Source organism: Paraburkholderia sp. TE9906 (assembly GCF_056279605.1).
Map to the genome: position 1 here is coordinate 591,054 of NZ_JBWCCT010000003.1, position 13,128 is coordinate 604,181.

Consider the following 13,128-nt stretch of genomic DNA (forward strand, 5'->3'; position numbering starts at 1 on the left):
GATGCGTGCGAACGCGGTGCGGCGGGTATCATCGATCGCATTCTTTTTGCGCTCTCGTCCCGGCACCGTTCATCATGAAGATCGACGAAATCGACGCCTACGTCACCGTCATTCGCTGCCAGTCGCTGCAACAGGCGGCGCTCGCGCTCGGCCTCACTCAACCGGCGATCACGCGACGTCTGCAGAATTTCGAAGAGGCGCTCGGCGTCGAACTGCTCGATCGCAATACGCGGCCGCTCAAGGCGACGGCCACCGGCCGTATCGTCTATGAGCAGTGCCGCGTGATCCAGCGCGAGCTCGACGTGCTGCGCGGCCTCGTCGCCACCGGCACGCCGCCCGCCGGCACCTTGCGCGTGGGCGTCGCGCAAACCATCGCCGATGTCGCGCTGAGCGACGCGATCCGCGATCTGAAGGCGGCCTACCCCGATCTGCAGGCGCGCGCATCCACCGGCTGGGGCAGCCGGTTGCTGCAACGGCTCGAACAGGGCGAGCTCGACGCCGCCGCGATCCTGCTGCCCGCCAACAAGACCTTCGACGACACCGTATCCGCACGCTCGCTCGGCCGCATCAAACTCGCCGTGGTCGCACAGAAAGGCATGCTGAAAAAGTGCCCGCATACGCTCGCCGGCTGTCAATCGATCGGCTGGGTGTTGAATCCCGATGGCTGCGGCTTTCGCGACGGACTGCAACGCGCGCTGACAGGCCTGGGCCTCACGCTCAGGCTCAATCTGGAAACGCCCGGCACCGAGTTGCAACTGCAACTGGTGGCGGGCGGCATCGGGCTCGGCCTCGTACCGCTACCGCTGCTGCACGCGAGCGCGCACGCCGACGCACTCGACATCGTCTCGCTCAGCGACTTCAAGCCGCTGATCGACATCTGGCTCGTGCAGCCGCGCGTACTCGGCAAGCTGCAACAGCCGGTCGAGCAATTCGGCGCGCTCATCGAGCGAGCGTTCAAGGAGACGCGCAAGCAGCGCGCGGCGTGAACCGTACGCTGCCCCGCCCCGCATCCGTCGGACTCAAATCAGATCCGAGTCAAAGCACGCGAAACCCATGCGTGCCATCGCGTCCCAACTGCGCGACGAGTCCATACTCCCACTCCAGATACGCGTTCATCGCTTCGTGGGCGTTATCGGTGCCTTCATACGGGCGCCGGTAACGATCGATGCGCGGCGACGCCATGCGCGTCTCGCCGCTTTCGAGTGGAAAGCCCGCTTCGATCCACGCCGCCGTGCCGCCGCTGAGCACCTGCACCGGACGGCCCGTCAGCGCCGCCAGTTCGGGCGCGGCAAAGCGTGCAAGCTGGCTGCTGCCGCAGGTCACAACATAGCGTTGCGCATCCGGCAATTTGCGCACCGCCGTATCGAGCATGCCGCGAATCGCGAAGCACGCGCCTGGAATGTGGCGCTTCACATAGTTCGCGCTGGTCGTGAAATCGAGTACGACCGTGCCCGGCGACTGCAGCAGCGCGCGCAGCTCGGCTGGCGTGATTTCATCCGCCTCGGGCGGTGTGGGAGCGAGACGCGCGGGCGGCGCCGCGCCCTTCTCGGCAAAGTCGGCAGCGCTCAGACCGTCGACCACGTATACCTCGACGTTCATCTGCGCGAGCCACGACGCGCTCATATTCGCGCGCACGCCGTCGTTATCCGCGAGAATCACGCGCGCGCCGCGCACCGGCGCGAACATGTCGGTTTCCTGCACCAGCTGGCCGCCCGGCGCGCTGCGAAAGCCGGGCACGTGGCCCGCTTCGTATTCCTCCGGCGTGCGCACGTCGAAGCGATACACGCTGCGCACCGCCTCGTCGGCCCAGCGGCGCGCTTCGTCGCGCGAGGTGCGGCCCACCTTCGCGCGATCCGCGACCGCGCGCGCGGCATCAGCGGCGGCCAGACGCACCGCGTCTTCGACGATCGGCTCGAAGCGGCGCGAACTGCCGTGCGCGAGCGCCTGCCCCGCCAGCGTCCAGCCGATCGTGCCATTGCGCAGCGCCGCGACCGGATTCGGCACGCCCGCATTGATCAACGACTGCGCGCCGATGATGCTGCGTGTGCGCCCCGCGCAATTGACGATGATCCGCGTGGCCGGGTTCGGTGCGAGTTGCCGTGCGCGCAGCACCAGTTCGGCACCCGGCACGCTGATGCTGCCGGGGATGTTCATGGTCTGATATTCGTCGAAGCGGCGTGCGTCGAGCACCACCACGTCGGCTTCATGATCGAGCAGTGCCTGCACCTGCGGCGCGGGCAGCGACGGCGTGTGGCGCACGCTTTCCACCAGTTCGCCGAACGCCTTGCTCGGCGCGTTGACGTCCTGGAACAATTCGCCGCCGGCTTCGCGCCAGCCTTGCAGACCGCCTTCGAGCAAGGCGACGTCGGTATAGCCGAGTTCGGTCAGGCGCCGCGCGGCGCGTTCGGCGAGGCCTTCGCCCGCATCGAACACGACGATCGGCACCGCCACGCGCGGCAGCCGCGCCGGCGCGTCCAGTTCGAGCCGCGACAGCGGCAGGTTGGCGGCAAACAACGGATGACTGCGTGCGTGCGGATCTTCCTCACGCACGTCGACAAGTGCAATTTCTTCACGGGCGATGAGCGCGCCGCGCACGTCTTCAAATGATCGGGTACGGAATTCGTTGATGACACTCATGGGGTAAGAAACTCCTTCGAGACATTCCAGATATTCGGCAACACGTCGTTCGAGTAACCTGAGATGAAAGTCTTACGGCCCGCGTCGCCGGTGTAGACCGAGCGCGTCACCGCGCCAATGTTTCCACCGTACACGTGAATGCTGATCGACGCACGGTCGCCAAAAGCATTGCTCACGCGATGAATGTCGCCGATACGCGGCGACACCGCGTCCACGGCACCCTGTTCGAGGCGCTGCGGCGCACCGTGTTCGGTCAGCGCGCCGTCCTCGCGGACACGATAAGCCTGAGCAATTTCCGCGCCCCGTAGCACGCCGATCAAACCCCAGACGGTGTGATCGTGCACGGGCGTCGCCTGCCCGGGTCCCCACACAAAACTGACGATTGAGAAACGCTGTTGCGAGTCCGCGTGCAACAGGAATTGCTGGTATCGCTCGGCATGGGGCTGCGCGAATGCATCCGGCAGCCAGTCGTCGTGCGCGATCAGTTCGCGCAATGCGGCGGCGCCGGCTTCGAGCAGATGCGCTTCCTTACGGGCGTCGTTTTGTAACGCGTCGCGAGCTTCGTGGTTCGCGTCGTCATGCGCGGCTTCGTCGACAAGCGACGCGATCCGGCCGACGAACGCGCGCAGCCGGTCCGGCCTCAACATCTGGGTCATGGATGGGTTGGAAAAAAGATAGGTACGAATCAGGCGCTCATGCAATCCGCGCGAGCGCCGCGACGCAGACGCCGGTTCATCGCTGCACGCCGTTCGCGCAGCGCGGCGTGCGCGAAGCGAGCGGCGCCCGCCGATCCGCGTGCGATCCGCGTGCGATCCGCGTGCGATCGGCGCCGCGAGCCGCAAGCGTGCGCCGTCGTTGAAAAAGCGCTCAGGTGAGGACGTCAGGCTCCGCTTCCACGAGCCCTTCCAGCAGGCTCTGGAATGCAAACAGCGCACCGCCCGGGCGGCCCACCTGCTCGTGCGTGAGCGCGGCGACGTCGTGCGCAATCGCTTGCGGGGCGCCCGCGGCTTCGGCGAGCAGTTGCGCATGGCACGCGTTGTCGAGCGCGATATACCACCAGGCCGCCGCTTCGACGCTCGGGCCCGCCGTGAGGATGCCGTGGTTCTTCAGGATCACCGCCTTGCGCTCGCCGAGCGCTGCCGCGATCCGCGCACCCTCCTGCGTGTCGAGCACGACGCCGCGAAAATCGTCGAACAGCGCATGGTCCTGATAGAACGCGCACGAATCCTGAGTCAGCGGATCGAGCGTGCGGCCGAGCGTCGACCACGCCTTGCCGTACAGCGAATGCGTGTGCGCCGCCGCCACCACGTCGGGACGCGCCTCGTGGATCGCCGCGTGAATCGCGAAGGCCGCCTGATTCAACGGGCCTTCTCCGACCACGATCTCGCCCTCGGCATTCACCAGCAGCAGGTCGGATACGCGGATACGGCTGAAATGCTTGCCGAACGGATTGACCCAGAAGTGGTCGGGCCACTCCGGGTCGCGCGCGGTGATATGGCCGGCGAGCCCCTGATCGAAGCCATAGCGCGCAAACAGGCGAAACGCGACGGCCAGCCGTTCCTGCCGATGACGGCGTTCGGCCGCGACGCTCTCGCGCGGCGGCACGTCGTCGAACCAGAACTTGCGCAGCGGCGCGTGACGCACGAGCGTCGGCGGCTCGGCTGCGCGCGGGGAGTCGAATGCGGCGGGAGAGAGATCGGTCACGCGCGCCTCCGTTCAGGCCGCCGCGCGCTCGACGCGCGCGATGCGTTCACGGGTCGCGGGAATCAGCGCGCGGCCGTACTCGACCGCGTCTTCCAACGGATCGAAGCCGCGCACGAGGAACGTCGACACACCGAGCGCGTGATACTCGGCGAGCGTATCGGCGACCTGTTCCGCCGTGCCGACCAGCGCGGTCGAATTCGAGCGTCCGCCGATTTCGCGCGCGATGCCGGTCCACAAGCGCTCGTCGGCACGATCCGACTCGCCCGATGCCGCGAGCAGACGCCGCGCGCCTTCGCTTTGCGCCGGACCGCCGACGCCGAGCCCCTGCGCCGCGCGCAGCCGCCGCGTTTCGGCGAGGATGTGCTCCGCGCGCTCCCACGCGGCGGCTTCCGTGGCCGCGAGAATCGGCCGGAACGATACCGAGAAGCGCACGCTGCGCCCGTGCTTCGCGGCCTGCTCGCGCACGCGGGCCACCTGCTCGCGCACCTGGGCTTTCGACTCGCCCCACAGCGCGTAGACATCCGCGTGACGGCCGGCGATTTCGAGCGCGGGCGCCGACGCCCCGCCGAAGTACACCGGAATATGCGGCTGCTGCACGGGCTTCACCTCGGAGAAGCCCTGTTCGAAGCGATAGTACTTGCCCGCGTGATCGAAGGGCTTCGTCTCGGTCCAGATGCGGCGCAGGATATGCAGGTATTCGTCGGTGCGCGCGTAGCGTTCGTCGTGCGACAGGTAATCGCCGTCGCGGCGCTGTTCGGCATCGTCGCCGCCGGAGATGATGTGCACCGCGAGGCGTCCGCCCGAGTAGTGATCGAGCGTCGCCAGCTGGCGCGCGGCGAGCGTCGGCGCGACAAAGCCCGGCCGGTGCGCGAGCATGAAGTGCACACGGCTCGTCACGCTCGCCGCATGAGCAACGGTCAGCAGCGCGTCGGGGCTGGTCGAATGATGCGGCACGAGAATGCGGTCGAAGCCCGCCGCTTCATGCGCGCGGGCGAATTGCTCCACGTAGCCGGTGTCGACTGCAGGACCTTGCGGCGCGTGAGTTTCAGACACCTTGCGGGTCTGGATCATACCGATGAATTCGATGGACACGTCGGTGTCTCCGTGAATGGTTGCCCGGCGGGGCGGCGGCGTGTTGCGCCGGCTGCGTGACGCTGTTCGAGGGGCCTAAGGTAGCAGCGCGACATGCGCTTGTTAAATATTGATCGGCCATATCTATATCGGCTTTGCATGTAACGTTCGAGCGGGCCGGCTGCCGCCCAAACCCCCTTCGATGAACGTGGACATCCGCGCACCGTCTGCAGAAAAACTCAACCTTTGCCACAATGCCCCATCGCGCGCGAGCGCCGGAAACAGCAAACGAACAGACAATGATCCCATTCTCGGTCCTCGACCTTTCACCAGTCACCGCGGGCGCCACGCCGGCGGACGCGTTCAGAAATACGCTCGATCTCGCGCAGCATGCGGAAAAATGGAACTACCGCCGCTTCTGGCTCGCGGAACATCACAACATGACAGGCATTGCCAGTGCGGCGACGTCGGTGGTGATCGGTTATGTGGCGGGCGGCACGAAGACGATTCGCGTCGGCTCCGGCGGCGTCATGCTGCCGAACCATGCGCCGCTCGTCATCGCCGAACAGTTCGGCACGCTCGCGTCGCTCTACCCGGATCGGATCGATCTCGGTCTCGGCCGCGCGCCGGGCACCGATCAGAGCACCGCCCGCGCGCTGCGCCGCGATCTGCAGAACAGCGCCGATTCTTTCCCCGACGACGTCGTCGAGTTGCAGCGCTATTTCGCCGATCCGGTGCCCGGCCAACGCATTCGCGCGGTGCCGGGCGCGGGGCTGCATGTGCCGCTGTGGCTGCTCGGCTCGTCGCTGTTCAGTGCGCAACTCGCCGCGGCGCTCGGCCTGCCGTTCGCGTTCGCGTCGCACTTCGCACCCGATTACATGCTCACCGCGCTGCAGGTCTATCGCTCGCAGTTCCGGCCTTCGGCGACGCTCGACAAACCGCATGCGATGGTCGGCGTGAACCTGTTCGCCGCCGATACCAACGAGGAAGCGCAGCGTCTGTTCACCTCGCTGCAGCAGCAGTTCATCAATCTGCGGCGCGGCACGCCCGGCCAGTTGCAGCCGCCGGTCGAGCGGATCGATGCGTCGGAGATGGAATTGAACGGCGTCGCGCACTCGCTCGCGTGCACCGTGCTCGGCGATCGCGATGCGGTACGCGCAGGCCTGTTGTCGATCATCGATCAGACGGGTGCGGACGAGTTGATGCTCACCGCGCAGATCTACGATCACGCGGCGCGGCTGCGGTCGTTCGAGATCGGCGCGCAAGTGCGTGACGAGTTGAGTGCCGGGAAGTAGTCGCACCGGCGGATGAAAAAGGGCGGCCGCATTGGCCGCCCTTTTTTTGCTGAAGTCAGCCGGTCAGTCAGGTGCCGACCGGGTTGCCCACTGAGGTCCGCATTCAGCGATTCGCCGGCACCGCCGCCATCCCGTCCAGCAGCGCCTTATGAAACGCCCGCGGGTCCTGCATCTGCGGCGCGTGCCCCAACTCCGCGAACTCGACCAGCGTCGCGTGCGGGATCGCCTTCGCGGCCGCCTTGCCCAGTTCCGGATAATGGCCGATCTGCGCACGCACCGCGGGCGGCGCCGCGTCCTTGCCGATCGCGGTCGTATCTTTCTGGCCGATCATCAGGAGCGTGGGCATGCTCAGTTGGCCGAGCTCATAAAAAACGGGCTGCGTGTAAATCATGTCGTACAGCAGCGCGGAATTCCACGCGACGATCTGCTTGCCGGGCCCGCGATACATCCCCGCCAGCATCTGCACCCAGGGTTCGTAGTCCGCGCGCCACTGCCCCGCGTAATAGGTGGCCTGCTCGTAGCGGCGGATGCCGTCGGCGCTCGTCTTCAGTTCGCGCTCATACCACTGGTCCACCGACAGCGACGGCACGCCCTTCGCCTTCCAGTCTTCGAGACCGATCGGGTTCACCAGCACCAGTTGCTGCGTTTCGCTCGGATACATCAGCGCATAGCGGATCGCCAGCATGCCGCCGGTCGAATGACCGATCATCGTCACGTCGCTCACGCCCAGCGATTCCAGCAGCGCATGCGTGTTGCGCGCGAGCTGCTGAAAGCTGTACTGATAGTGCTCGGGCTTGCTCGATTTGCAAAAGCCGATCTGGTCCGGCGCGATCACGCGATAGCCGGCATCGCTCAGCCGATGAATGGTCGCGTCCCACGTCGCTGCGCAGAAGTTCTTGCCATGCAGCAACACCGCCGTGCGGCCGTTCGGCCTGGCGGGTTTGACGTCCATGTAGGCCATCTGCAGCGGCACGCCTTGCGACGTGAACTCGAAGCGCCCGACCGGCGCGGGATACGTGAAGCCCTGCAACTCGGGCCCGTACGCCGGAGCGCTGTTATCGGCAACAGGCGCGGCGGCAGACACGGCGGCGCTCGCGGCGACCGGACTCGCCTCGCTCACCGCCGCAGAAGCGGCATTCGCCGGCGTGGCGGCTGAAGCAGAGGAAACGGCGGATGCAGCAGCCCATGCGCAGACGCTCAACAGGGCAAGCAGTGAATGGCGGCGAACACTCATCGGATTTTTTTGCAAAAAAGACTCGGCAGGGAGCCTGCAAGGACCGAACGGCGAAGCGCCGCCCTTCGACCTCCGGCGTGAAAGCGCACGATTCTACGACGCGCCGCCGGACTCTGCCGCCATTCGCGCAGGCCGCTCGCCGCGTCGACCGGTTTGGCATGCATATTGCGGCAGCTCACTTCACGCTCTATGTGCAGTGCCGCACGGATGGGCGCCGTGCAAGAGTCGATTGTGCGCAAGATGGACGCGCTCGCGGTCTGCGAGCAAATCGCACTCTCGCTCAGGGCTAATCGGTGCTAGAACTAGCTGACAGGCACCGCGTAGACGGAGCGCCTGGCAGCCCGAATCATCGGCGCGGAGCAAGTGACTACATCATCCGGGCATATAACTCAGCAACTAACATGCAGGCGACCGGCGTCAGTGCTTTGCACTCACCGCGGTCGACAAAGGAGACAGACATGGACACTCCGGCGCGGCTCAACGACATCCAGCGCACCACCCTCGCCATCGTCCTCGCGGGCGGACGGGGCACGCGGCTCGGGCCGCTCACCAACAAGCGCGTCAAGCCGGCGGTGCACTTCGGCGGCAAATACCGGATCATCGACTTCGCGCTGTCCAACTGTCTGAACTCCGGCATCCGCCGCATCGCGGTGGTCACGCAGTACAAGGCGCATTCGCTCTTGCGCCACATGCAGCGCGGCTGGAGTTTTCTGCGCGGCGAATTCGGCGAGTTCATCGACCTATGGCCCGCGCAGCAGCGCGTGGAAGGCGCGCACTGGTATCGCGGCACCGCCGACGCGGTGTTCCAGAACCTCGACATCATCCGCTCGATCCGGCCGAAATACGTGGTGGTGCTCGCGGGCGACCACATCTACAAGATGGACTACACGCGCATGATCGCCGACCACGCGGAAAGCGGCGCGGACTGCACGGTGGGGTGCATCGAGGTGCCGCGCATGGACGCGGTCGCGTTCGGCGTGATGGCGGTGGATGAACACCGCCGCGTGACCGGCTTCGTCGAAAAACCCGCCGACCCGCCCGCGATCCCCGGCCGTCCCGATACGGCGCTCGCCAGCATGGGCATCTACGTGTTCAGCGTCGACTACCTGTACACGCTGCTCGAAGAGAACATCTCCAGCATCGATACCGATCACGACTTCGGCAAGGACATCCTGCCGCGCGTCGTCACGCAAGGCACGGCGATCGCGCATCCGTTCAGCATGTCGTGCGTGTCGTCGGACCCGAACGTGGAGCCGTACTGGCGCGACGTCGGCACGATCGACGCCTACTGGGCCGCGAATCTCGATCTCGCATCGACGATCCCGACACTCGACCTGTACGACCGCAACTGGCCGATCTGGACGTATCAGGAGCAGTTGCCGCCCGCGAAGTTCGTGCGCGACCTGAAGGGGCTGCAAGGCTCGGGCAACAATCTGATCGTGTGCGGCGGCTGCGTGATCTCGGGCTCGCAGATTTCGCGCTCGGTGCTGTCGTCGAACGTGAAGGTGAGTTCGTTCTGTAATATCAATGAGGCAGTCTTGTTGCCGCAGGTCACGGTCGGCGCGAGCTGCCGGCTGCAGAAGGTGGTGATCGACCGCGGCTGCGCGATACCGGATGGCACGGTGATCGGCGAAGATCCGGAGGCCGACGCCGAGCGCTTCTATCGCACCGACGACGGCGTGGTGCTGGTCACGCCCGAAGCACTGCGCCAGAAACAGACGGTGAAGTGACGCGCACGGCGGGCGGCCGTTCGCCGAACGCAGCCTGCGTGGCCTTGCACCCGGCACCATGACCTGGCGGCACAACCCTCACTCAGGAACGAGACCCGGCCTATGACGATTCGCGCCCTGCACGTCGCAAGCGAGCTGTATCCCCTCCTCAAAACGGGCGGTCTCGCCGACGTCGCGGGCGCGTTGCCGCCCGCGCTGATCGAGCGCGGCGCCGACGTGCGGGTGCTGCTGCCCGGTTTTCCGGCGGTGCTCAAAGGTCTCGCCGACCTGCATCCGGTCGCACAACTGGGGCGCCGGTTCGACTCGCCGGGCGTGACGCTCGAACGGGGCACGCTGCCGTCGAACGGTCTGGTCGTCTACGTGATTCGCTCCGATACGTTGTACGACCGGCCCGGCAACCCGTACCTGAACGACGAACACGTGCCCTACGGCGACAACGCGCAACGCTTCGCGCTGCTCGGCTGGGTCGCCGCGCAACTGGCGCAGCAACTGGACCCGGCCTGGTCGCCGCAGATCGTCCATGCGCACGACTGGCACGCCGGGCTCGCGCCCGCCTATCTGAAAGCCGCAGAGCGCCAGCATGGCCGCGCGCTCGCGCGCAGCGTGTTCACGGTGCACAACCTTGCCTATCAGGGGGTTTTTCCGGCGCATCAGTTCGGCCAGCTCGCGCTGCCGGACGATTTTTTCAGCATGTACGGCATCGAGTTCTACGGGCAGCTGTCGTTTCTGAAGGCTGGGCTTTACTACAGCGACCGCATCACGACCGTCAGCCCGACCTATGCGCGCGAAATCCAGACGCTCGCCCAGGGCGGCGGGCTCGACGCGCTGCTGCGCCATCGCTCGCACGATCTGAGCGGCATTCTCAACGGCGTCGACTACGCAGTCTGGAACCCCGCCGACGACGCGCTGCTCGACACCCACTACAACGCCACACGCCTCGCCGGCAAACTCGCGTGCAAGGAGGCGCTGCAAAAGCGCTTCGGCCTCGCGCAGAAAAGCGATGCGCTGCTGTTCGGCGTGGTGAGCCGCCTGACCGAACAGAAGGGCCTCGATCTGCTGCTCGGCGCGGTGCCCGAAATCGTCAGGCGCGGCGGGCAACTGGTCGTGTTCGGTACCGGCGACCCGGCGTTGGAGAATGGCCTGAAGCGTGTCGCGCAGGCGCATCCGGAGTCGGTCGCGGTGGAACTCGGTTTCGACGAAACGCTCGCGCATACGATCGTCGCGGGCAGCGACGTGATCGCCGTACCGTCGCGTTTCGAGCCGTGCGGGCTCACGCAGCTCTATGCGCTCGCGTATGGCTCGCTGCCGCTCGTGCATTGCGTCGGCGGCCTCGCCGATACGGTGGCGGACGCGTCGCTCGAAAATCTCGCCGACGATCTCGCCACCGGCTTCGTGTTCGAACGCTTCGAGCCGAAGGGCCTCGCCGCCGCGATTCGCCGCGCGTTCGCGCTGTATGGCCGGCGCACCGAATGGAAGGCGGCGCAGCGGCGCGCGATGCGGCAGGATTTCGGCTGGGGGGCCTCGGCGGAGCGGTATCTGGCGTTGTATCGGGAACTGGTTTGATCTGGAAAGGTGTCGGGGCGACGGCTGAGGTGTCGAGCGTTTGTCCCGTTTGTCCCGTTTGTCCCGTTTGTCCCGTTTGTCCCGCTTGCCTCGCTTGCCTCGCTTGCCTCGCTCGTTCAATCTCCCCCGCATCGCCGCATCCCCACCCACCCGCTCCCCACGCCGCCCCCGGCCTTCTCCCGCCATTCTGATGGTTCGACGCAACAACACAGGGACGGATCGACTCGCGCGCCGCAAACTCATGTATTGTTTCCTGACAATGCAGACTGCGCATTTTTCTTGCACCATCTGAAGCAGTCCTGCCGCACGCGGCGACCGGCCAACTTCGGTCACGCCGGCGCGGCACATCCTTCCAGCGACCCTTGAAACGCGCAACCCCGCTTGCGCGCGGCGATACCATGACGAAAAACGTTCTGAGCATCCAGTCACATGTGGTCTTCGGGCACGCCGGCAACAGCGCGGCCGTGTTTCCGATGCGCCGGCTCGGCGTCAACGTCTGGCCGCTCAACACCGTGCAGTTCTCGAACCACACGCAATACGGCCATTGGACCGGCAGTGCGATCGGTGCGCCGCAGATGGAAGATCTGGTCGAAGGCATCGGCGCGATCGGCATGCTGCCGCGCTGCGACGCCGTGCTCTCCGGCTATCTCGGCACGCCCGAGCAGGCGCAGTCGGTGCTCGAGATCGTCAAGGCCGTGAAGGCCGCCAATCGGCGCGCATGGTTCTTCTGCGACCCGGTGATGGGCGCCGCGAGCGGCTGCAAGGTCGAGCCGGGCATCCAGGAATTTCTGGTGCGCACCATGCCGGAAGCGGCCGACGCGATGGCGCCGAACCACACCGAACTACAGCGGCTGGTGGGCCGCGAGATCGAGACGCTCGAAGAAGCGGTGGCCGCGTGCCGCGAAGTCATCGCCCGCGGGCCGAAGCTCATGCTGGTGAAGCACCTGCTCGACCGCAACAGTCCCGCCGACAGCTTCAACATGCTGGTCGTCACCGAGCGCGAGGCGTGGATGGGGCAACGCCCGCTCTATCCATTCGCGCGGCAGCCGGTGGGGGTCGGCGATCTGACGAGCGCGGTGTTCGTCGCGCGCACGCTGCTCGGCGATTCGATTCGCGCGGCCTTCGAGCACACGCTGGCGGCAGTGAACGCGGTGGTCAAGGCGACCTGGCAGGCCGGCCGTTACGAGCTGGAACTGGTCGCCGCGCAGAACGACATCGCGCAGCCGCGCGAGTGGTTCGATGCGTGGGTGGCGGAGACGGCTTAGGGTGTGGCCATGGGGCGTGCTCAGGGCCGCAGCTGGAGGCGCGCGGCACGCCGCCAGCCGCGTCTGTGAGCCGGCCGTCCTATAATGCGTGCCGCGTGGACGAGGCATCCGCCTGTCCGCATGGCATTTCACACGCATCCGGCATTCAGCAGACGAGGCATCGATGGACGGTTATATCCGCAGCGAGCGGGAAGAATTTTTTGAGCAGTTGTGCATGAGCGTCGACGCCGACGAAGCGCACGAGCAGGAAGCGATCGAGTACTTCGAGAACCAGTTCGATCAGGCCGATTTCGATCCGGCGCAGTGGCTCGACATCGCGCTCTACTACTCGCCGGCCGTCGCGCGCGGCATCGTCGACATGGTCACGCCCGACGACAAGGCGCGCAGCAACATCGCCGACATCATCGCCGACAACCTCGACATCTCGTACGGCGAGGACGAGTGCGAGCAGTTCGCGCAAACCATCGAGTTCGCGCTGAACAACGGCGTGCCGGTGGACCTCGACCTCGTGCTCGACGGCTGCCAGCGCGCGATCGACGACCTCGACACCTGGGCCGACGACGAAACCAAGGCGCCGCTGCTGCGTCTGCGTGAAGAATTGCTGCGCCAGCAAGGCGAGCGTTGAGTAT

The 13,128-nt window shown here is 66.3% G+C and carries 11 protein-coding genes; 6 read left to right on the forward strand and 5 right to left on the reverse strand.

Going from position 1 to position 13,128, the window contains the following annotated elements:
- The first annotated feature begins 74 nt into the window (after positions 1 to 74).
- Complete coding sequence (locus tag ACZ9H4_RS10435) at positions 75 to 986, forward strand: LysR family transcriptional regulator (protein ID WP_476118969.1); 912 nt, start codon at positions 75 to 77, stop codon at positions 984 to 986.
- Positions 987 to 1,035: 49 nt separating this feature from the next.
- On the opposite strand, the gene ACZ9H4_RS10440 is transcribed toward ACZ9H4_RS10435, so the two are convergent.
- The 4 genes from ACZ9H4_RS10440 to ACZ9H4_RS10455 form a co-directional block, all read right to left on the reverse strand.
- Positions 1,036 to 2,637, reverse strand: coding sequence for a rhodanese-related sulfurtransferase (locus tag ACZ9H4_RS10440; RefSeq protein ID WP_476118970.1), 1,602 nt, complete (start codon positions 2,635 to 2,637; stop codon positions 1,036 to 1,038).
- Positions 2,634 to 3,293: a cysteine dioxygenase family protein gene (locus tag ACZ9H4_RS10445; RefSeq protein WP_476118971.1), complete on the reverse strand. Its 660-nt coding sequence runs from the start codon at positions 3,291 to 3,293 to the stop codon at positions 2,634 to 2,636. The genes ACZ9H4_RS10440 and ACZ9H4_RS10445 overlap by 4 nt, the downstream gene beginning before the upstream one ends.
- Positions 3,294 to 3,504: 211 nt before the next feature.
- On the reverse strand, positions 3,505 to 4,341 hold the full coding sequence (locus tag ACZ9H4_RS10450; RefSeq protein ID WP_476118972.1) for a class II aldolase/adducin family protein: 837 nt from the start codon (positions 4,339 to 4,341) through the stop codon (positions 3,505 to 3,507).
- Positions 4,342 to 4,353: 12 nt separating this feature from the next.
- On the reverse strand, positions 4,354 to 5,433 hold the full coding sequence (locus ACZ9H4_RS10455) for an LLM class flavin-dependent oxidoreductase (RefSeq protein ID WP_408148787.1): 1,080 nt from the start codon (positions 5,431 to 5,433) through the stop codon (positions 4,354 to 4,356).
- A 278-nt stretch (positions 5,434 to 5,711) separates the two neighbouring features.
- On the opposite strand from ACZ9H4_RS10455, the gene ACZ9H4_RS10460 reads away from it, so the two are divergent.
- Positions 5,712 to 6,707, forward strand: coding sequence for an LLM class flavin-dependent oxidoreductase (locus tag ACZ9H4_RS10460; protein WP_408148789.1), 996 nt, complete (start codon positions 5,712 to 5,714; stop codon positions 6,705 to 6,707).
- 103 nt (positions 6,708 to 6,810) lie between these two features.
- On the opposite strand, the gene ACZ9H4_RS10465 is transcribed toward ACZ9H4_RS10460, so the two are convergent.
- Positions 6,811 to 7,941: an alpha/beta fold hydrolase gene (locus ACZ9H4_RS10465; RefSeq protein WP_476118973.1), complete on the reverse strand. Its 1,131-nt coding sequence runs from the start codon at positions 7,939 to 7,941 to the stop codon at positions 6,811 to 6,813.
- A 458-nt stretch (positions 7,942 to 8,399) separates the two neighbouring features.
- Here ACZ9H4_RS10465 and glgC point away from each other — a divergent pair, with 458 nt between their 5' ends.
- The 4 genes from glgC (at position 8,400) to ACZ9H4_RS10485 (ending at position 13,124) form a co-directional block, all read left to right on the forward strand.
- The gene (gene glgC / locus ACZ9H4_RS10470) at positions 8,400 to 9,671 is read left to right on the forward strand and encodes a glucose-1-phosphate adenylyltransferase (protein WP_408148793.1); all 1,272 of its coding nucleotides are present in this window, start codon (positions 8,400 to 8,402) and stop codon (positions 9,669 to 9,671) included.
- Between the two features lie 102 nt (positions 9,672 to 9,773).
- Positions 9,774 to 11,234 (forward strand): glycogen synthase GlgA, encoded by a 1,461-nt coding sequence (gene glgA, locus ACZ9H4_RS10475; RefSeq protein ID WP_408148795.1) that lies wholly within the window; start codon positions 9,774 to 9,776, stop codon positions 11,232 to 11,234.
- Between the two features lie 398 nt (positions 11,235 to 11,632).
- On the forward strand, positions 11,633 to 12,499 hold the full coding sequence (pdxY, locus tag ACZ9H4_RS10480) for a pyridoxal kinase PdxY (RefSeq protein WP_476118974.1): 867 nt from the start codon (positions 11,633 to 11,635) through the stop codon (positions 12,497 to 12,499).
- A 163-nt stretch (positions 12,500 to 12,662) separates the two neighbouring features.
- Positions 12,663 to 13,124 carry a hypothetical protein gene (locus tag ACZ9H4_RS10485; RefSeq protein WP_408148799.1) on the forward strand — a complete coding sequence of 154 codons (462 nt, stop codon included), beginning with the start codon at positions 12,663 to 12,665 and terminating at the stop codon, positions 13,122 to 13,124.
- The last annotated feature ends 4 nt before the right edge of the window (positions 13,125 to 13,128 follow it).